Origin of the sequence: Mycolicibacterium aubagnense (assembly GCF_010730955.1) — a bacterium.
Lineage (GTDB): Bacteria > Actinomycetota > Actinomycetes > Mycobacteriales > Mycobacteriaceae > Mycobacterium > Mycobacterium aubagnense.
Map to the genome: position 1 here is coordinate 4,627,165 of NZ_AP022577.1, position 18,666 is coordinate 4,645,830.

At 66.8% G+C, this 18,666-nt stretch carries 18 protein-coding genes and 1 pseudogene; 9 read left to right on the forward strand and 10 right to left on the reverse strand.

The annotated features are described in order from the left end of the window. Window positions 1-8: 8 nt before the first annotated feature. The 4 genes from G6N59_RS22210 to G6N59_RS22225 all read right to left on the reverse strand — a co-directional run bounded on the left by G6N59_RS22210 (window position 9) and on the right by G6N59_RS22225 (window position 4,189). Window positions 9-1,646, reverse strand: a complete 1,638-nt coding sequence (locus G6N59_RS22210; RefSeq protein ID WP_138229000.1) for an ABC transporter permease — start codon at window positions 1,644-1,646, stop codon at window positions 9-11. Further along, entirely contained in the window at window positions 1,643-2,575 is a 933-nt protein-coding gene (locus tag G6N59_RS22215; protein ID WP_138229001.1) for an ABC transporter ATP-binding protein, read from the reverse strand. Before G6N59_RS22215 ends, G6N59_RS22210 begins: the two co-directional genes overlap by 4 nt. Then, window positions 2,572-3,225 (reverse strand): TetR/AcrR family transcriptional regulator, encoded by a 654-nt coding sequence (locus G6N59_RS22220; protein WP_138229002.1) that lies wholly within the window; start codon window positions 3,223-3,225, stop codon window positions 2,572-2,574. Before G6N59_RS22220 ends, G6N59_RS22215 begins: the two co-directional genes overlap by 4 nt. Window positions 3,226-3,430: 205 nt before the next feature. Continuing rightward, the gene (locus G6N59_RS22225; RefSeq protein ID WP_138229003.1) at window positions 3,431-4,189 is read right to left on the reverse strand and encodes an O-methyltransferase; all 759 of its coding nucleotides are present in this window, start codon (window positions 4,187-4,189) and stop codon (window positions 3,431-3,433) included. A gap of 272 nt (window positions 4,190-4,461) precedes the next feature. On the opposite strand from G6N59_RS22225, the gene sigE reads away from it, so the two are divergent. The 4 genes from sigE to tatB all read left to right on the forward strand — a co-directional run bounded on the left by sigE (window position 4,462) and on the right by tatB (window position 7,802). Continuing rightward, a complete protein-coding gene (sigE, locus tag G6N59_RS22230; RefSeq protein WP_407665778.1) occupies window positions 4,462-5,307 on the forward strand; it encodes an RNA polymerase sigma factor SigE in 846 nt (281 codons plus the stop codon). 89 nt (window positions 5,308-5,396) lie between these two features. Next, complete coding sequence (gene rseA, locus G6N59_RS22235) at window positions 5,397-5,804, forward strand: anti-sigma E factor RseA (protein ID WP_138229004.1); 408 nt, start codon at window positions 5,397-5,399, stop codon at window positions 5,802-5,804. Between the two features lie 85 nt (window positions 5,805-5,889). Next, window positions 5,890-7,383, forward strand: a complete 1,494-nt coding sequence (gene htrA, locus G6N59_RS22240) for a serine protease HtrA (RefSeq protein WP_138229005.1) — start codon at window positions 5,890-5,892, stop codon at window positions 7,381-7,383. Continuing rightward, window positions 7,383-7,802 (forward strand): Sec-independent protein translocase protein TatB, encoded by a 420-nt coding sequence (gene tatB, locus G6N59_RS22245; protein ID WP_138229006.1) that lies wholly within the window; start codon window positions 7,383-7,385, stop codon window positions 7,800-7,802. The genes htrA and tatB overlap by 1 nt, the downstream gene beginning before the upstream one ends. A gap of 4 nt (window positions 7,803-7,806) precedes the next feature. On the opposite strand, the gene G6N59_RS22250 is transcribed toward tatB, so the two are convergent. Next, window positions 7,807-8,514, reverse strand: a complete 708-nt coding sequence (locus G6N59_RS22250; protein WP_138229007.1) for a TetR/AcrR family transcriptional regulator — start codon at window positions 8,512-8,514, stop codon at window positions 7,807-7,809. 142 nt (window positions 8,515-8,656) lie between these two features. Between G6N59_RS22250 and G6N59_RS22255 the strand changes: the two genes are divergently transcribed. Together G6N59_RS22255 and G6N59_RS22260 are read left to right on the forward strand one after the other, a co-directional pair. Continuing rightward, window positions 8,657-9,742, forward strand: a complete 1,086-nt coding sequence (locus G6N59_RS22255) for an oxygenase MpaB family protein (protein WP_138229008.1) — start codon at window positions 8,657-8,659, stop codon at window positions 9,740-9,742. Window positions 9,743-9,783: 41 nt separating this feature from the next. Further along, the gene (locus tag G6N59_RS22260) at window positions 9,784-11,475 is read left to right on the forward strand and encodes an aldehyde dehydrogenase family protein (RefSeq protein WP_138229009.1); all 1,692 of its coding nucleotides are present in this window, start codon (window positions 9,784-9,786) and stop codon (window positions 11,473-11,475) included. 34 nt (window positions 11,476-11,509) lie between these two features. On the opposite strand, the gene G6N59_RS22265 is transcribed toward G6N59_RS22260, so the two are convergent. Beyond that, window positions 11,510-12,118, reverse strand: a complete 609-nt coding sequence (locus tag G6N59_RS22265) for a TetR/AcrR family transcriptional regulator (RefSeq protein WP_234884095.1) — start codon at window positions 12,116-12,118, stop codon at window positions 11,510-11,512. Between the two features lie 55 nt (window positions 12,119-12,173). Between G6N59_RS22265 and G6N59_RS22270 the strand changes: the two genes are divergently transcribed. Continuing rightward, a complete protein-coding gene (locus G6N59_RS22270; RefSeq protein ID WP_138229010.1) occupies window positions 12,174-13,538 on the forward strand; it encodes an oxygenase MpaB family protein in 1,365 nt (454 codons plus the stop codon). Further along, window positions 13,538-13,807, forward strand: coding sequence for a 2Fe-2S iron-sulfur cluster-binding protein (locus tag G6N59_RS22275; protein WP_163911589.1), 270 nt, complete (start codon window positions 13,538-13,540; stop codon window positions 13,805-13,807). The genes G6N59_RS22270 and G6N59_RS22275 overlap by 1 nt, the downstream gene beginning before the upstream one ends. A gap of 109 nt (window positions 13,808-13,916) precedes the next feature. On the opposite strand, the gene G6N59_RS31920 is transcribed toward G6N59_RS22275, so the two are convergent. Then, on the reverse strand, window positions 13,917-14,243 hold the full coding sequence (locus tag G6N59_RS31920; protein WP_407665907.1) for an HNH endonuclease signature motif containing protein: 327 nt from the start codon (window positions 14,241-14,243) through the stop codon (window positions 13,917-13,919). A 42-nt stretch (window positions 14,244-14,285) separates the two neighbouring features. After that, a pseudogene (locus tag G6N59_RS31925) lies at window positions 14,286-15,316 on the reverse strand (DUF222 domain-containing protein); the annotation flags it as partial. Window positions 15,317-15,568: 252 nt separating this feature from the next. Here G6N59_RS31925 and G6N59_RS22285 point away from each other — a divergent pair. After that, on the forward strand, window positions 15,569-16,480 hold the full coding sequence (locus tag G6N59_RS22285) for an acyl-ACP desaturase (protein WP_138229021.1): 912 nt from the start codon (window positions 15,569-15,571) through the stop codon (window positions 16,478-16,480). A 4-nt stretch (window positions 16,481-16,484) separates the two neighbouring features. On the opposite strand, the gene G6N59_RS22290 is transcribed toward G6N59_RS22285, so the two are convergent. Both G6N59_RS22290 and G6N59_RS22295 read right to left on the reverse strand, forming a co-directional pair. Continuing rightward, complete coding sequence (locus G6N59_RS22290) at window positions 16,485-17,489, reverse strand: beta-ketoacyl-ACP synthase III (RefSeq protein ID WP_138229022.1); 1,005 nt, start codon at window positions 17,487-17,489, stop codon at window positions 16,485-16,487. Window positions 17,490-17,516: 27 nt separating this feature from the next. Further along, window positions 17,517-18,650, reverse strand: coding sequence for an Mrp/NBP35 family ATP-binding protein (locus G6N59_RS22295; RefSeq protein WP_138229023.1), 1,134 nt, complete (start codon window positions 18,648-18,650; stop codon window positions 17,517-17,519). Window positions 18,651-18,666 lie beyond the last annotated feature (16 nt).

Genomic DNA, 18,666 nt, shown 5'->3' on the forward strand with positions numbered 1-18,666 from the left:
GGTTTCTCCTACCGCAGATCGCGGCGCCGGAACGCCAAGGCGCCCAGGATGATCAGAGCTGTGTCCACCACCAGCAACCACGCCAGGGGAGTAGCGGTGAAGTTTCCGGTACCGACACGCGGCACCTGGCTGAACGGATCGAGGTCCAACAGCCAGTGCGGTGAATTCGCCAGAGAACCAAGCAGATACACCGCGATGAACCCGACCAGCACGCCCCACGCGGCCGGGGTGAACCGCGGCACCGCGCCGAACAACACCGTCGTCACCGCTACCAGGAGCCACACCGCGGGCAGTTGCACGGCGGCAGAGCCCAGTACCAGCGGCAGCTTGCCGCCGATGTCGCCCGCGGCGGCGCCGTAGGTGAATCCGGCCAGTAGTCCTGACGTCAGCATCGCGGCTGTTGTGCCGGCCAGTGCGATGACCAGATAGCCGGTCAGCCAACGGGTTCGGCTCACCGCCCCGGCGAGCAGCGTCTCGGCGCGCTGGCCGCTCTCCTCCTGATGCGGCCGCAGCGCCAGCGAGACCGCAAATGCGGCGGCCACCATTCCCAGCATATTGAAAGCGATCGAGATGAACGCCTGCTCCAGTGCGCCGGTGCCCCCGAGCCGGGTGATGATGTCGCGGGCCGAGCCGCTACCGCCCAGCTCGTCGCCGATACCGTGCACCACGCTGCCGACCAGCAGCCCGTACAGCCCGAGTCCGATGGTCCACACCAGTACCGAACCGCGGCAGAGGCGCCACGCCAATCCCGTTGGTCCGCTGAGCATTCCGGTGGCCCGTGGCCGGCCGCGCCGTTCGGCGAACATCCCGGCGCCGACGTCGCGAGCACCCTGGAGCTGGTACGCCAATACCGCCAGAGCGACGGTCAGCGTCAGATGCAGCGCCAGCACCCCGAACCGGTCTCCGGCGTACGGGCGCACCAACAGTGACCAGCCCAACGGCGATGCCCAGGACAGCTCGCTGCCGCTGGCGTCGCCCACAGCACGGAGGGTGAATGCGGCGCCGAGTAGTCCGAAGGCGATACCGCGGGCGACTCGGGCGCTGGCGGAGAGTTGTGCGGCCACGGCGGCCACGGTGGTGAACACCAGCCCGGAAGCGGCCAGCGCGCAACTGAATGCCAGTGAACCCATAACGGGCACATCGGTTTTCAGCAAGCCGAGAAATCCGATGAACCCGGTCAGCAGTGAGGCGCCGCCGGTCAGCAGCAGCGCGGCGGTCAGGCTGGCGTTGCGGCCCACCGCCGTCGAGTCGATCAACTCGGTGCGTCCGGCCTCCTCGTCGGCGCGGGTGTGCCGGATCATCGTCAGGATGACGGCGACAGCGATCAGCACGTGGAACATGCCGGCTTTCCAGATGCCGGCGGCGCCCAGACTGTCGTTGTAGATGTTGCCGTAGATCGCGCGTTGGGCCGGGCTGGCCATGATGCTCGCGACGAAACCGGCGCGGCCCGCTGCGGTGGGGTAGACGGCCGCGATGCTGCCGATGTACACGGTCGACAGCGGCAGCGACAGCAGCAATACCCACAGCGGCAGCACGATGCGGTCGGTACGCAGGTAAAGGCGAAGCAGCCCAAGGGTTCCGGTGAACGTTGAACTGCGCGAGGCCGCCCCTTTCGGCTGCGCCGGCCGCTCCAGGACGGCGGTCATGCCCGTACCTCCTCGGGTTCGCGGCGCGCACGACCACTGTCGTAGTGCCGCAGGAACAGGTCTTCCAGGGTGGGCGGCTGGCTCACCAGTGAGCGCACGCCGGCATCACCGAGCGCCTTGATGACGGCGCCGAGGCTCTCGGATTCGACCCGGGCGGTGAGCATCCGACCGTCGAACGCGATGTCGGAAACCCCTGGCAGATGGTCGATCCGGCCCGGGTTGTTGATCATGTCGGCCTTGATCGTGGTGCTCGACAAGTGCCGCATCGATTCCAGCGTTCCGGTCTCGACGGTCCGGCCGGCACGGATGATCGTCACCCGCTGGCACAGCCGTTCGGTCTCGGCCAGGATGTGGCTCGACAGGAGGACGGTGGTCCCGCGGCGGGCGGCCTCGGCAACGCACTGCTGGAAGATGTTCTCCATCAACGGATCCAGGCCGCTGCTGGGTTCGTCGAGCAGCAGCAGGTCCGCGTTCGAGGCGAACGCGGAGACCAACGAGACCTTCTGCCGGTTGCCTTTCGAGTACGTGCGGGTCTTCTTGGTGGGGTCCAGGTCGAACCGCTCGGTGAGTTCGGTACGACGTTTCTCGTCGATGCCGCCGCGCATGCGGGCCAGTAGGTCGATGGTCTCGCCGCCGGTCAGGGTGGGCCACAGGGTGACATCGCCTGGCACGTAGGCGATTTGGCGATGCAGCGCCACGGAATCGGTCCATGGATCGCCACCGAGCAGACGGACCATGCCGGAGTCCGCGCGAACCAGCCCGAGCAAGATGCGGATGGTCGTGGACTTTCCGGCGCCGTTGGGGCCGAGAAAGCCGTGGACCTCACCCCGTTGGACTCTCAGATTCAGCCCGTCGAGCGCCCGGACCGCGCCGAAGTTCTTGGTCAGGGTGTCGATTTCGATGGCTTCTGTTGCGGCGTTCACATTCACTCCTCGGTGGTGGTGACGATGGGGTTGCCTGATTCCTGTTGGGCCAGAAACGCCTGGTACATCGTCGAATCGGACATGAGGCCTTCGGTGTACAGCTCGAGTGCGGGCAGCAGCATGTCCTGCGCGTAGTCGTGCAGCACCTTGCGGTAATCCGACGGGTTGTCGTGCAGCTGGATGTACGTCAGGAAGGCGCCGCCGCCGGTGAGCGCCAAGAATCGGGCGCGCGCCTTGGGGTCGTGACTCGGCTTGATGGTGCCTGCGCGGACACCCTCTTCCAGATAGCCTTCGGTGTTTTCGATCATGTTCTGCCACAATGACTTTGATAGCTCTCCACCACTCTGCAGGGCCTGCATCAGGTAGGCCGTCATGGGGGCGAAGGATTCGATCTCGGCGATCTGGGCGAACCACGAGCTCGGGCTGGCGTTCTGCATCGACTCGGTCTTGGCGACCCGGACCGTTTCGATGACGTAGGCGTCGCAGGCTTCGCGCAGCTTCTCCTTGGACCCGAAGTGGTGGATCACCAGTGCCGCGCTGACCCCGGCGGCCGCGGCGATGCTGCGGATGCTGGCCGAGAACCCGTGCTCGCCGAACTGTTCGATCGCGGCGTCGCGGATGCGGGCGACGGTTGTGAGGTCTTCGACTGAACGCATGTTTAATACGCTAAACATGCGTTCAGTCGGGCGTCAAGGATCTGTTGCGTCAAAGGGGCGTAAAGATTGGGCGGCACACGATGGCGTCAGATGCGCACGCCGTTGATCCTGCGGTGAGGGTCTCGGTTACTCGGGCTTTTGCGCCCTGAGTTCAGGGTCGATGCGCCTGGCCACTGATTCCCGCGGCGGGCGTACCGACCAGGGTCTAGTCGCGTACCGCGGCCAGCAGCCCGTCGCCGAGCGGCACCAGGACCGGGGTCAGTCGCTCGTCCTCGGCGATGGCGCGGGTGGCCTCGCGTACCGCGGTCACGTCGCGGTCGTTGGCGGCGGCGTCACCGGCGCGACCGCCGAGCGCCGCCCGGTGGATGACGATGACGCCACCCGGCCGAAGCAGGCGGACGCCCTCGGCGACGAATTGCGGCTGGTCGACGGGTTCGCCGTCGATGAACACCAGGTCGTACGACTCGTCGGCCAGCCGGGTCAGGACTTCCTGGGCGCGGCCCACGATCAGCCGGGTCCGCGACGGTCCGACGCCCGCCGCGATGAACGCCTGCTTGGCCAGCCGCTGGTGCTCGGGCTCGATGTCGATGGTGGTCAGCACGCCGTCGTCGCGCATGCCGGACAGCAGCCACAGCCCACTCACGCCGGCGCCGGTCCCGACCTCGACCACGGCCTTGGCCGATGCGATCTTGGCGAGCACACTCAGCAGCGCGCCGACGGCCGGAGTGATCGGATTGGCCCCGCTCTCCTCTGCCCGTTCCCGGGCCGCCGCGGTGATCGGTTCCTCGGTGATGGACCGCTCGGCGTGCTTGACGATGGCCTCGGCCGGGCTGGGCTTGGCAGCGGCCGCCGGTGCAGCGCCGGCAGGCTGGGTCGGCGCCGGAGTCGGGGCGGCCGGAGCCTGTTGGGCCGGCGCGGGCTGGCCGCTACCGGCCGAAACCGTCGGGTCATCGGTGCTGGACATGTCCGCAGCGTAACGAACAGCCAGCTGGCCGCCACTCAGCACACGCTCAACACCGGGAGCCGACTCCTGGTCGATCTGGAGGCTCCTCTGAAGGTCTACCGGGAGGCTGAGGGCCGACCCCGGGCGACGACGCGCCACGCCCGGGACGCAAGGTTAAGTTTTGGCGAACATTGATCGGGTATTCGCAGGTCATGGCCCGGGAATCCGGTTTCTCAGGAAAAGTTCAGTTTGCTCATACATCAACCTCACCAGGGTGGGGAACCGTAATCGCCATGCACGCGAGTGTGAATGATCTGCGAACCGATTCGGGCCTCCGGCAGTCGCCGGATATTCGCGGCATCGGGAATATCGGACTCCAGGTACCCGTTGCTGTCGATACGTTGTGTACCTACGACGAGGAACCCACCGAACTGGAGATTGCCACGACCGCCACTACGGCAAGTGGGCCGGCCCCCACGATGCTTGCCCCGACCCACATGTCCCACGTCCCGGCCGCCGAGGCCGAGTTGGACTGGGCGGAAGTCAGCGACGAGCTGACGGGCACCGCGGTCTTCGACGCCACCGGCGATGTGGCGACCATGCCGTCATGGGACGAGCTGGTGCGCCAGCACGCCGACCGGGTGTACCGCCTGGCCTACCGCTTGTCGGGTAACCCGCAGGACGCCGAAGACCTCACCCAGGAGACCTTCATCCGGGTGTTCCGTTCGGTGCGGAACTACCAGCCCGGCACGTTCGAAGGCTGGCTGCACCGCATCACCACCAACCTGTTCCTGGACATGGTCCGTCGCCGCACCCGTATCCGCATGGAGGCGCTGCCCGAGGACTACGACCGGGTGCCCGCCGACGATCCGAACCCCGAGCAGGTGTACCACGACTCGCGGCTCGGACCGGATCTGCAGGCTGCGCTCGATTCGCTGCCCCCGGAGTTCCGCGCCGCCGTGGTGCTGTGCGACATCGAAGGCCTGTCGTACGAGGAGATCGGCGCGACGCTCGACGTCAAGCTGGGCACCGTGCGCAGTCGGATTCACCGCGGCCGGCAGGCGCTGCGGGAGTACCTGGCCAGCCACCCCGGTGACTACTCCGAGGCGGCCGCGGCGATCTCCGCCAGGTCCGCCTGAGCGTGTGACGTATCCGTCCCAGGTTGTCGCGCTACATTCAGTAGTAACGGCAGCGCGGACGGAGGCGTGGCGCGGAGAGGAGCTCGGCAATGGTGGACCGGGGACAGTTGTTCCGGCGTGCGTTCTCCTGGCTGCCCGCCCAGTTCGCCTCCCAGAGCGACGGGCCCGTCGGCCCGCGCCGCTTCGGGTCCACGGAGCACCTGGCCATCGAGGCCATCGCCGCTTTCGTCGACGGTGAGTTGCAGATGGGAGCGCACCTGCGCGCCGCCCATCACCTGTCGCAGTGCCCGGATTGTGCCGCCGAGGTCGACGCCCAAGGGCAGGCCCGCAGCGCGTTGCGCGATTCGTGCCCGATCATCGCGCCGACTTCGTTGCTGGGCGCATTGGCGAACATTCCGCATGACACATCGGTGCAGTTCGCGGACGTTCAGGCGTCCGGAACCGAAGACCAGGAATTTGCCGACCGGCCGCCGCGGGAACGTCGTCGCCGCCGGTAGGCTTGAGTTTCAACTTTTGAGTAACCGTCACGCCCGTCCACACGGGCAGCACGGATAGAGCCAGCAGATGGGGAGTGGAACACCGGTGACCAATCAGGACATGTCCGGCGATCGCCCCCGTCTGGCACCGCGTCCGGTGACGCGCACCCCGGTGGACCCGGCGTCGCAGCGCGCGTTCGGCAGGCCCGACGGCTTCACCGGTTCGTTCCTCGCCGAGGACCAGATCCGGAACCAGGGTGAGTACACCCCGACCAATCAGGCGCCCGATCCCGTGCTCGCCGAAGCCTTCGGGCGGCCGGGTGGTGTCGCCGACTCCCTGCAGCGGCACCCGGCCGACGCCGGTGCGCTGGAGGCCGAAGGCGCGAATGACGACGACGCCGTCGCGGACCCGTGGCGGGATCCGTCGGCCGCGCCGTCGCTCGGAACTCCGGCACTGCCCCCGCCGCCGCCGGTGACGGTCGCCGCTCCCGTCCGCAAGCTCGGCGTGCGCGACGTGCTGTTCGGCCGCAGGGTCTCCATGACCGCACTTGCGGTGCTGGCCCTGCTGGCATTGGTGATCGGCCTCGTCGGTGGCGTCGTCGGCCGCAAGACCGCCGAGGTGGTGGAGGCCTTCACCACCTCCAAAGTCACCTTGAAGACCAGCGACAACGGTGACCTGCCTGCCGGCCGGTTTGCGAAAGTGGCTGCCGCCGTGGCGGATTCGGTGGTCACCATCGAAGCTATGGGGGACACCGACGGATCGCAGGGCTCCGGTGTGGTGGTCGACGGCCGCGGCTACGTCGTCACCAATAACCACGTCATCTCCGACGCGGCGAAGGACCCCGGTAAGTACCACATCTCGGTGGTGTTCAACGACGGCAAGCAGGTGCCGGCGAACCTCGTCGGTCGTGACCCCAAGACCGACCTGGCGGTGCTGAAGGTCGACAACGTCGACAACCTCACCGTCGCAAAGTTCGGTGACTCCGAGAAACTGAAGGTCGGTGACGAGGTCATCGCGGCCGGCGCCCCGCTGGGCCTGCGCAGCACCGTCACGCACGGCATCATCAGCGCGCTGCACCGTCCGGTGCCGCTGTCTGGTGAAGGTTCCGACACGGACACCGTCATCGACGGTGTGCAGACCGACGCCTCGATCAACCACGGCAACTCCGGTGGTCCGCTCATCAACATGAATTCCGAGGTCATCGGGATCAACACGGCTGGAAAGTCGTTGTCCGACAGCGCCAGTGGTCTCGGCTTCGCCATCCCGGTGAACGAGGTCAAGGCCACCGTCGAGGTGCTGATCAAGGACGGCAAGATCTTCCACCCGACGCTGGGCCTGAACGCCAAGTCGGCCAGCGACAAGGTTGCCTCGGGCGCCCAGGTCGTCAACGTCGTCGGCGGTAGTCCCGCCGACAAGGGCGGCATCCTGGAGAACGACGTCGTCGTCAAGGTCGGTAACCGCAAGGTCGCCGACGCCGACGAGTTCGTGGTCGCGGTACGGCAGTTGCAGATCGGTCAGCCGGCACCCATCGAGGTGATCCGTGACGGCCGGCACATGACGCTCACCGTCGTTCCCAACGCAGACACCCCGGCCAGCTGATGTTCGGCAACATCGGATGGGGCGAGATGCTCGTGCTGGTCATCGCGGGCCTGGTGATCCTCGGCCCGGAGCGGCTGCCCGGCGCCATCCGGTGGACGGCCGGCAGCCTCAAGCAGGTGCGCGAATACCTCAGCAACGCGACCGGCCAGCTGCGCCAGGACCTCGGGCCGGAGTTCGAGGATCTGCGTCAACCCCTCAGTGAACTGCAGAAGCTGCGCGGTATGACGCCGCGGGCGGCGCTCACCAAGCATCTGCTGGACGGCGACGATTCGTTCATCACCGGAGCTTTCGACGCTGCGACCCCGGATCAGACGAAGCCTCTGACCACGCCCGAGGTCAACGGCGTTCCGTTCACACCGGGGGCTACGGCGCCGCCGCCGCAGCCGGGGCCGACACAGTTCGATCCTGACGCGACCTGAGCGTCTAGAGATTCAGCGCCTGTAGCCGCGCCGGATCCCGGTAGCGATCGGCGTTCTCGGCGATCTCCGCAGCCGGCGGCAGGATCTCGTCCGCCGCGACGTAGATGCCACCGGCGCGCAGTGAGTCGTCGAGCATCAACCAGATCCAGCGGGTCAGGTCGGCGACCAGCGCGTCCTGGGTATCGCGCAGTGGCTGTTCGAGCCAGTGCCCGGCGGCGGTTTCGACCAGGCCGACGATGCTGTAGGACAACCGCTCGGCGTCGGCCACCACATCGAATGCCGCCACGTACAGCTTCAGGACCGTGGTGAGCAGGTTGGCGATGGTGATCTTGATGTCGGCGAAGGCGTTGAAGCCCTCATCGATCGAGCATCGCTGCAGGTAGCGGTACAGATTCGGGTGTTGGGTCAGAAAGTGGACGTGCGCGCTCACGCCTGCATTGACGATCTGCGCCATGCTGCCTTCGGGCCGCCACACCGGTGCGAGTTCGGCGGTGATCATCTGGCTGGTCCGGTGTGCGACCGCGCGTTGCAGGTCTGCGGCGTCGACGAAGTGCCGGTACAGCTTGGTGCGGCTGACGCCGACGTGCGCGGCGATCTGTTCGGTCGAGGTCTGGGGCCCGTGTTGCTCGATCACCACGAGGGCAGCGTCGATGAATTCAGCGCGCCTGCGCTCGCGTTGGCCGGCCCAGCGACCGGTGGTGGCACTCGCCATGGCTCCTTGTTTACCTCATGTACCTGGCCGGGAGTGACCTGATGCAGCCAATCGGTCGGAGTCTAGCTATCTAGTGGTACGTGACGTACCATCTAACGATCGCGCCAGAGGGTGATGCCTTCCTGTTCAAAGGGGAACGACAATGGACGCCGTATCCACATTTCGCCGCGTCGCCGGACTGCCCGTCGCTGACGCGTTGCTGACGCCCGCGGTCGACTATGGGTTCTTCGGACCCGACTCCGTCACCTGGCGGGTGTGGAGCTACCCGACGTCGCTGCTGCTGGGCTTCGCCCGCGCCGTGACCATCGAGCACCTCGACCCCTTCCTCGCGGCCGCCGTGGACGCCAGTGGCCAGGTGTACGCCCGTACCCGGCTGCGCTATGACCGCACCATGCAGTACTTCGCGCTGGTCGCCTTCGGCGATGCAGAGTCTGTGCTGGACGCCTCCGAGATCCTGGTCAAGATTCACGGCAAGGCCATCGGCACCGAGCCGATCACCGGCAAGCAGTTCGACGCGAACGACCCGTATTCGCAGCTGTGGATCCACCTGACGGCGTGGCACTCGATCCTCTACACCTACGAGATGTTCGGTCCGGGCAAGCTGACCGAGGCCGAGGAACTGCAGTACTGGGAGGAATGCGCGCGCGCCGCCGAATTCCAGACCATCAACCCGGACGACGTGCCGCGCACGCGTGAGGGCATCCAGCAGTACTTCGAGCAGTACCGGCCGCAGATGGCCGGCTCCGAGGTGGCGCAGAACATGATGAACTACCTCGTCGACCTGGGGTATCACATCCTGCCCGAGCGGGTCCCGAGTTGGATGCGGCGCGTGTTCAACTGGCCGATGCGCCGCGCCATCATCGCCACCATGCCGAAGTGGATGCGCACCCTCGGCGGTATCCCGCAGAACTACTCCGACGACGTCGTCGCCAAGCTGATCGCGCGGCCGTTCTTGCGGGTGGTCTCGAGCATCCCGCGCCTCGAGCTCGCGATCCTGGACTTCACCACCCCGCACACCACGCCGATCGTCGGTCCGACGCTGATGAAGATCCCGGCGCAGAACCCGGTCACCTACACCCCGGCCGAGGCCCGCGCGAAGTTCGGCCGGACCACGCCGTTCGAGCAGTACCAGGCGCTCGTCGCGAAGCGGGCGGTAGGGCAGGGGCCCGAGCCGTACGAGCACAACCACAGCGACGCTCTGCTCGAATTCGAAGCACACGCCGGCTGATTCCCACCCAAACCGACGTCACCACCGGGAGAATTTTCTATATGACGGACACTGCGTACGTGGCACTGGTGGACCAGGCGCTCGGCGAGCTCGCCGAAGGTGAGAAAGCCTGGGCCGCAACCCCTCTGGCGCGCCGACGGCAGATTCTCGACGACGTGCAACAGTTGGCGGTACAGTACGGCGCCGAGTGGGTGGAAGCCGCGGTCCGGATCAAGCAACTCAATCCCGAATCGCCGCTGGTCGGTGAGGAGTGGATTTCCGGCCCCTATCCGCTGGCCGCCGGGGTCGCCGCGCTGTCGGCGAGCCTGGCCAAGTTGGAGGCTGGCAAGAGCCCGCTGGACGGCGCCACCTTCGGCACCGCGGCGGGCCGCACCACAGTAAACGTGTTGCCGCTCAACATCTTCGACAGGCTGTTGCTGTCCGGGTTCAGTGCCGAGGTCTGGTTGCAGCCGGGTGTCAGCCGCGACGAGGCGCTGCGAACCGCTGGTCTGGCGCAGCGGGATCCGGGCAAGACCAACGGGATCGGCGTCGTGCTCGGCGCCGGCAACATCACGTCGATCGCCCCGTTGGACACCGTGTACGAGCTGATCGCCAACAACAGGGTGGTGGCGCTCAAGCTCAATCCGGTCACCGATCCGCTCCTGCCGGTGCTGACCAAGGTGCTGGCGCCGTTCATCGCGCTCGGCGCGGTGCGGATCCTCACCGGTGGCGCGGACGTCGGCACCTATCTGGTGCAGCACGACGCGGTGGACCATGTGCACATGACCGGCAGCGCGCTGACCCATGACGCGATCGTGTGGGGCGTCGGTGAAGAGGGTGCCAAGCGCAAGGCCGCGAACGACCCGATCCTGCACAAGGACATCACCAGCGAGCTCGGTGGGGTGTCACCGACCATCGTCGTGCCCGGCAAGTGGAGCCGCGCCGACATCGAGTTCCAGGCCAACCACATCGCGACCCAGCGGCTGCACAACAACGGCTACAACTGCGTGGCGTCGCAGGTCGTCGTGCTGTCGTCGAAATGGGCGCAGCGCGACGAGTTCGTCGCAGCCCTGACCAAGGCGATTGCCGCGGCGCCCAACCGTGCGGCCTACTACCCGGGCTCCGATTCCCGGGTGGCCAGTGCCGAGGCGACCTACCCGCAGGCCCAACGGCTCGGCGACCGCGTGCTGGTGGTGGATCCCGAAGATCGCACCGCATTGCTCAACACCGAGTACTTCTCGCCGGTGTACGGCGTCATCGACCTGGACAGCGACGGTGTCGAGTTCGTCCGCGAGGCCACTCGCCTGGCCAACGAGGACTTCGTCGGCACCCTGGGTGTCAACATCGTCGCGGCGCCCGCCACCATCAGGGCTCTCGGCAAGGCCTTCGACGCCATGATCGAGTCGCTGCACTACGGCACGGTGGCGGTGAACGCCTGGACCGGCGTCGGCTACCTCACCCCGCACGCCACCTGGGGTGCGTTCCCCGGGCACACATTGGCCGACGTGCAGAGCGGAATTGGCGTGGTGCACAACGGTTTCCTGCTCGAGAAGCCCGAGCGCACGGTGGTGCGCGGGCCGTTTCGCCCGTCGCCGCGCTCGCTGATCGGCGGCGAACTGTCCATCTCGCCGAAGCCGCCGTGGTTCGTCAACAACCGGACGGCCGCCACCACCGGCCGGCTCCTCACCGCGTTCACCGGCAAACCGAGCTGGGCCAAACTGCCGGCGATCTTCGTCTCCGCGCTGCGGGGCTGACGAGTTTCCCCGAGCGCCTTTCGGACCTCTGCACTCAGAGGCTGACGTATCGCCCGAAGAGCGCGGTGAGCTCGTCGAGAAATTCGTCGTGGTCGATGGGTGGTTGGTCGAGCACGTACCGGATGGCAAGGTGCTCGACCGCACGGACGGCGATCCACACGACCGTGTTCGGGTGTTCGGGGCGTTGGTCCCTTAGTTGCAGGTGCGCGAGCGCGAGTTCGCCGACACGTTGCTCGAAGTCGACGATCTTGTTGCCCAGGCCGAGGCGGGGCGTGTGCTCGATCATCGCGCGCAGCAGTTCGGGCTGCTCGCTCATCGCGTCGAGCAGCACGGCGAGCGTCTGGCGCATGGTGCCCAGTTCGGCGGGCTTGCCGACGTGCTCGACCAGGTGTGTGGTGACCGTGCGGGCGATCTGGTCGGTGTAGTCGTCGACGATGGCCGCGATGATGACGTCTTTGTTCGGAAAGTACTGGTAGAGCGAGCCAGGGCTGATGTCAGCCGATTTGGCGATGAGGTTGGTGGTGGTGCCGTCGTACCCGTGCTTGATGAGCACTGTGCGTCCGGCATCGAGGATGCGAGCCACCATCAAACGCGAGCGTTCTTGCCGCGGGCTGCGGCGTGGATGCGCGATCGGGCTGCTCATGAGGCACTCACAACGCGAATTGTATGCGAGTAAAAGCTCGTGTCACGCTCTGAACATGGCTTCTCCCAAGGAAAGTGCGACGACAACCCAGGTCTCGGCCGGAACTCATCCCTACGACTACTACTGGCGGCCTGGCGTGGCGCTGCGGCCCGCGCCGCCGCGCCTGCGGTTCGAACCGATGTGGACCCACACCCGCCGGCAGCTGTTCACGCCATGGATCGAATTCCATGAAGTACCGCGACCCACCGCGTGGACCGACCTGTTCGTCGACCATTTGTGGCAGGGCGATGAGCTGATGGACGCCGTTGTCGCCGGGTTCCGAGCGATGGGCATGGCCGAGGGCCGCGCCATGCTGGACCTGGCGCTCGACCACGGCATCGATTCGGTGCCGAACGCACCCGCTGAGTTGGTCGCGTTGTTCGACCAGCTGGACAACCCGCCGGTCTGGTACGACCCGCAGCTGTGGGAAGCCGGTCGGCAGTTGTGGATCGACGCGTCCCTGGCGGGCAAGGTCGGCATGTTCGCCGGTGATACTTTCGGCACCTTCGTCGGCGACGAGGTCGCCTACGCCACCGGGCAGACCGGACGTTTCGTCAGCGATTTCTACCGGCGGAACCTGGAGACCCTGGCGTGGTTCCGCAACATGACGTACCCGGGCGCGCTCGACCGGTGGGCCGAACCGTTCAAAGACACTGTGCGCGTGCGGCTGATGCATTCGCAGGTGCGTGCCGGGCTGCGCCGAACCTGGGGCGACGAGCAGTTCGCCCGCCACGGCAATCCGATCTCCAACGCCATGATGATGAACGCGGCGATCAGCTTCGGGCTGCAACCCCTGCTGATCGACCATGGGCACGGACGTACGCGCAGCCGTGCGGATCTCGATGCGGCGCTGATGTACTGGGGGTACATCGCCCATGTCTTCGGGGTCGCGGAGGAACTGATTCCCAGGGATACCGCCGAAGCTCTCGAAGCCATGGATTTCATCGTGGCGTATGCCGGTGGTCCGTCGGAGTGGACCGACACCATGGTGTCGGCGGCGATCGACGGCCAGGCCGTGGCAGGAAAAGTCAAGCGCGCCTTGGCTACTCCGGTTCTCGGGCTGCTGGCCTACTACGGCGGTGAAGATCTCGCCCACGCGATGGTGCGCGGCACGAGTTTGGCCGGGGCTGAACTCACGCCGTGGGTGGGAGTCTCGAAGGTGCTCGTCAACGTGAATGTGGGATTCCGGCGCCTACTCGACCGCGTCCCCGGGGCGACCGCACGTGCGGCAGCTCGCGAAAGCGACCTCGCGCTGTGGGGCTCGTTGTTGGCAGTCTTCCGATTTCTGGCCGCCCGCAAGGGAATTCGCGGCACCCCCTATGACCATCATGACGGGACCGTCACTGCCGGCTGCCCGGTGCCGCACCAGGCCGTCGGCTAGTGGCGGCGTTCGACGTCGTGCTGCGTCGTACGGGCCGAACGATCCGGGTGCCGTGCGATCAGTCTGTCCTGGAGGCGCTCCTCGATGCGGGGGTCCGGGTGGATTCCATGTGCCACAGCGGTTTGTGCGGGACCTGTCAGACGCGGGTGCTGTCCGGTGACGTCGACCACCGTGACAGCTTTCTCACCGACGAGGAGCGGGCTGAGAACAATTTCATGATGCTGTGCGTCTCCCGGGCGGTGAACGCCGACATCGTGCTCGATCTCTAGCTCGCAGCCAGGCGTGGGCGGGCTGACGATGTTGGCCCAGCGATCCACGCGGCGCCGTAATCGGCGCCGCGGTGGTGCGCCTTGTCGCGGAGCGCGGTTGGGCGCCGTATCAGTTTGTGGGACTGTCATTTTCGTCATCAGCGCTACCCCCTTCCTCTTCCGCTGGGTAGAGGGTGGGGTGGTGGTAGTGGTTGGTGCGGGGTTGGCCGGTGTCGAGTAGTGGTGGTGGGGTCCAGTGGGGGCGGCCGTTGTTCATGGTGGTGGTCCAGCCGCCGGTGTGGGCGGCGCGGTTGTCGCAGCCGCAGGCGAGGGCGAGGTTGGTGATGTCGGTGGGGCCACCGTCGGACCAGTCGGTGTCGACGTGGTGGGCTTGGCAGCGGGAGGCGGGGGCGGTGCAGCCCGGGCGGGTGCAGCCCCGATCACGCGCGAACAGCATGATGCGTTGCCCCGCGGAGGCGGTGCGCCGGGCCCGGCCCAAATAGAGCGGGATGTTGGTGTGCTGGTCGAAGACCGCGAGGTAGTGGTGGGCGCCGTGGCTGGCCATCCGGATCAGGTCCGGGATGGGGAGTTTGGTGCCGGTGTGGGTGAGGGCGGTCCCCGTTCCCTGTTGGAGTTCGGTCAGGGTGGTGGTGACCACGATGGTGACGGGCAGGCCGTTGTGGTCGCCGAGGTCGGTGCGGAGGGTGATGCGGCCCGTGGCGGCGAGGGCGTCGTGGTTGCGTTGTTCGGTGCTGCGGGTGTCGTTGTCGATCTGGGCTTGGCTGGGTGTGCCGGACTGGCACGGGTGGGTCGGCGGGTTGCACATGCCGGGGCGCCGAGTTTGGCGTGGACGGCTTCGAGGGTGGCGCGGGCTTGGGGGTCGAGCCAGCCGTCGACTTTGGACATGCCGTCGGGTTGCTGTTTGCCGATGCGGACGCTGCGTTTGCGGGCGCGTTCGGCGTCATCGGGTAGTGGCCCGTCTTGGTCGAGCAGGTACCGCAGCTGGTGGGCTGCGGCCCGGAGTTCTTCGGGGGTTTGGTGTCGGGCTCCGGCGGTCAGTGTCTGTTCGCACTGGGTTTGGGTGGTGAGGTCGACCCGGGTGGGCAGATTCGCGATGAAGTTGCCGATCACCGCGATGTGCTCGGTGTTGATCGCTCCGGCGGCCTGCGCGGCTGCGGCGGACTCCCATCGTGGTGGCAACGCTTCCCCGGTGAGCCCTGACCGTGGGCCCAGGTTCTCCATGTCGCGGACCCGGCGCCGGGCTTCCGTGGCGGAGATGCGCAAGCGAATCCGCAGCACGTCGGCCCAGTTTTTCGCCCCGATCTCTTTCGGGGTGGTTTGGGTGGTCAGGGCGGCGAGGATGCGGTGATCCACGGCCTCGGCGGCACACCGCAATCGTTCGCGGTGGGACTGTAATTCCAGCAGTTCCGGCACCCCGAGTTCGGTGTAATCGAGGGCAGCGACCCGGGCCACCGCGGCGTCGAGGTCGGTGTAGACCTCTTCGACGAGGTCCGGATCGGTCAATCCCATACTTCGAACATTAGTTCGAACCACCGACAAGTCGCCGTGACGAATGTGCCGCTAGTCACCTACTGTGACCAGCGCAAACAAAGTGACCAAGGTTTTTCAGAGATTGGTGGTCGAGTCTCGCAACGCCGCCGGGTGGGCCCTGGAGCGCCATGAAGGCTGTCACTATTCGGCCACTCAACGCTAACCTACGGTTCCGTAGGTTACGGTACCGTAGGTTGTGAACGTGTGACCGACCGTTGGAGGGATTGACCCATGGATACCCAGGCCGCTGTGCTGCACGAACTGGAGCCCGTCGTCGCGCAGAACCTCGACCGGCATTTGTCGATGTCGCGGGAATGGTTCCCGCACGACTACGTCCCGTGGAGTCGCGGGCGTGATTTCGCGTTCCTCGGCGGCGAGGACTGGCAGCCGGAGGACTCGCCGCTGGACCCGGTTGCGAAGACGGCTCTGACCGTCAACCTCCTGACCGAGGACAACCTGCCGTCGTATCACCGTGAGATCGCCACCCGCTTCTCGCGTGACGGCGCGTGGGGCACCTGGATCGGGCAGTGGACAGCTGAGGAGGGGCGCCACAGCATCGCGCTGCGCGACTACCTCGTCGTCACCCGCGGCGTTGATCCTGTTGCGCTGGAACGGCTCCGAATGGAGCACACCGTCGCCGGCTACGACGCGGGAGACCGCAGCGCGCTGTCGGTGCTCGCCTATGTGTCATTCCAGGAACTGGCCACCCGTGTCTCGCACCGCAACACCGGCAAGGCGTCGGGCTGCCCGCTGGCGGACCAGCTCCTGGCGCGCATCGCGGCCGACGAGAACCTGCACATGGTCTTCTACCGCAACCTGATGGCCGCGGCGCTGGACATCGCCCCGGACGACGCGATGGTCGCCATCCGTGACGAGGTCATCAACTTCGCGATGCCGGGCCAGGGCATGACCGACTTCGCGAAGAATGCGCTCACCATCGCCAAGGCCGGCATCTACGACCTGCGCATCCATCATGACGACGTGCTGGTTCCGGTGCTGCGCTTCTGGAACATCTTCGACCGCAGCGATTTCGGGCCGGTCGGTGAGCGGGCGCGCGAACAACTGATCGGGTTCCTCGGGATGCTCGACGAGCGGGCGCGGTTCTACGAGGAGAAGCGCAAGCTGGCTGACGTGGCCGGCTGAGCCGCTATCCCGGCAGCCGGATCACCTGGGCGGCGTAGGCCAGGCCCGCGCCGTAGCCCAGGAGCAGCGCCAGACTGCCGGGTTTGGCCTCGCCGGTGTCCAGCAGGGTGTACATCGCCAGCGGAATCGAGGCGGCCGACGTGTTGCCGGCATCCTGAATATCTTGGGCGACAACAGTTTCCGGCTTGAGACCCAGCCCCTTGGTGAGCAACTCGTTGATCCGGCCGTTGGCCTGATGGGGGATGAACACCTCGATGTCGTCGACCGTCAGGCCGGCGGCCGCAATGGCGCGCTTGCCGACGTCAACCATCTGGAACGCCGCCCAGCGGAAGACGGTCTGGCCTTCCATGCGTAGGAAAGGCCTTGGGCCAGAAGGGTTCTCAGTGTAGTCGATCCAGCTGAGGTCCTGCACGATGGCGCTGGACTGCTCGCCGTCGCTGCCGGCGACGCTTGGCCCGATGCCTTGCTCTTCGGTCGGCCCGACCACCACCGCGGCGGCACCGTCGGCGAAGATGAAGGCGTTGCTGCGGTCGGTCATGTCGACGGCATCGGACAGCTTCTCTGAGCCCACCACGAGGATGCGGCCCGCACTGCCTGCCCGGATCATATCGGCGGCCACGCCCAGTGAGTAGCCGAATCCGGCGCAGCCCGCGGCGATGTCGAAGGCTGGAATGCCCTGTGCGCCAATCTCTGTGGCCACCTGCGGTCCGCACGGTGGGGTGTTGCGGAAGTTGGTGCTGGTGGCGACGATGACCGTGTCGATGTCGGAGCCGGTCAGCTCCGCCGCCGCGCAGGCACGACGACCGGCCTCGCACGCCATCGTGACCGCGGACTCGTCAGGGCCGGCGAACCGGCGATTCTTGATTCCGGTCCTGGAGTAGATCCATTCGTCCGACGAATCGATGGTTTCACAGATTTCGTCGTTGGTGACGACGCGACCCGGGCGATAGGCCGCCACGCTCAGCAGGCCGACGTTCTGTGCGCCGCTACGCGTATGGATATGTGTCACTTGTTGATTCCTGTCGGACGGAGGGGGTCAGCGCCCAGCCGGGTCGAGCCCGAGCGACATGCCGGCCAGTCCGCGCTTGCGACTGGACAGTTTGTCGGCAATGCCGCGCAGCGCGGCGCCGGCGGCGGTGTCCGGACTGGACAGCACCAGGGGCACGCCGGTGTCGCCGGCGCTCACCAGCTGCGGGTCCAGCGGGACCTGGCCCAGCAGCGGAACCTCGGCACCGACTGTGCGCGTGAGGCTTTCGGCAACTTGTGCGCCACCGCCCTCGCCGAACAGCTGCATCGTGGTGCCGTCGGGCAGGGTGAGTCCGGACATGTTCTCGACCACGCCGACGATGCGCTGACGGGTCTGCACCGCAATCGCTCCGGCGCGCTCGGCGACCTCGGCGGCGGCCATCTGCGGAGTGGTGACCACGAGAATCTCGGCGCCGGGGATCAACTGCGCCACCGAGATGGCGATGTCGCCGGTGCCGGGCGGCAGGTCGAGCAGCAGCACGTCGAGGTCGCCCCAGTACACGTCGGCCAAGAACTGCTGCAACGCCCGGTGCAGCATGGGCCCGCGCCACACCACGGGGGTGTTGCCCTGGGTGAACATCGCGATGGAGATGACCTTCACATCGTGCGAAACCGGCGGCAGGATCATCGAATCCACCTGGGTGGGGCGATCCTGCACGCCCATCATCCGGGGCACCGAGTGTCCATAGATGTCGGCGTCGAGCAGGCCGACCGACAGGCCCTTGGCAGCCAGTGCGGCCGCCAGGTTTACCGTCACGCTGGACTTGCCGACGCCGCCCTTGCCGGACGCCACCGCGTACACCCGGGTCAGCGAACCCGGCTGGGCGAAGGGGATGACCGGTTCCTTGGAGTCACCGCGCAGCTGCTTGCGCAGTTCGGCGCGCTGCTCGTCGTTCATCACGTCGAGGGTGACCTTGACCGCGCCGGTGCCCGGCACGTCGGTGACGGCCGCGGTGACCCGATCGGTGATCTCGGTCTTCTTGGGGCAGGCCGACGTGGTCAGGTAGATCTCGACGTGCACGGCGCCATCGGACTCGACCGTGACATCCTTGACCATCCCGACCTCGGTGATCGGACGGCGCAATTCAGGGTCGACAACTTTGCCCAGTGCGGCACGCACGGCGGCATTCAGCTCAGCAGACATTAGCCGCGAGTCTATG

Bases quoted from the DNA above. Each gene is read 5' to 3' on its own strand.
- sigE (WP_407665778.1), top strand. From the start codon at position 4,462: ATGCACGCGAGTGTGAATGATCTGCGAACCGATTCGGGCCTCCGGCAG.
- G6N59_RS22250 (WP_138229007.1), bottom strand. From the start codon at position 8,514: ATGGCGAGTGCCACCACCGGTCGCTGGGCCGGCCAACGCGAGCGCAGG.
- G6N59_RS22265 (WP_234884095.1), bottom strand. From the start codon at position 12,118: ATGAGCAGCCCGATCGCGCATCCACGCCGCAGCCCGCGGCAAGAACGC.
- G6N59_RS22210 (WP_138229000.1), bottom strand. From the start codon at position 1,646: ATGACCGCCGTCCTGGAGCGGCCGGCGCAGCCGAAAGGGGCGGCCTCG.
- G6N59_RS22295 (WP_138229023.1), bottom strand. From the start codon at position 18,650: ATGTCTGCTGAGCTGAATGCCGCCGTGCGTGCCGCACTGGGCAAAGTT.
- tatB (WP_138229006.1), top strand. From the start codon at position 7,383: ATGTTCGGCAACATCGGATGGGGCGAGATGCTCGTGCTGGTCATCGCG.
- G6N59_RS22285 (WP_138229021.1), top strand. From the start codon at position 15,569: ATGGATACCCAGGCCGCTGTGCTGCACGAACTGGAGCCCGTCGTCGCG.
- G6N59_RS22255 (WP_138229008.1), top strand. From the start codon at position 8,657: ATGGACGCCGTATCCACATTTCGCCGCGTCGCCGGACTGCCCGTCGCT.
- G6N59_RS22270 (WP_138229010.1), top strand. From the start codon at position 12,174: ATGGCTTCTCCCAAGGAAAGTGCGACGACAACCCAGGTCTCGGCCGGA.
- G6N59_RS22220 (WP_138229002.1), bottom strand. From the start codon at position 3,225: ATGCGTTCAGTCGAAGACCTCACAACCGTCGCCCGCATCCGCGACGCC.
- G6N59_RS31920 (WP_407665907.1), bottom strand. From the start codon at position 14,243: ATGCTGTTCGCGCGTGATCGGGGCTGCACCCGCCCGGGCTGCACCGCC.
- rseA (WP_138229004.1), top strand. From the start codon at position 5,397: ATGGTGGACCGGGGACAGTTGTTCCGGCGTGCGTTCTCCTGGCTGCCC.
- G6N59_RS22225 (WP_138229003.1), bottom strand. From the start codon at position 4,189: ATGTCCAGCACCGATGACCCGACGGTTTCGGCCGGTAGCGGCCAGCCC.
- G6N59_RS22260 (WP_138229009.1), top strand. From the start codon at position 9,784: ATGACGGACACTGCGTACGTGGCACTGGTGGACCAGGCGCTCGGCGAG.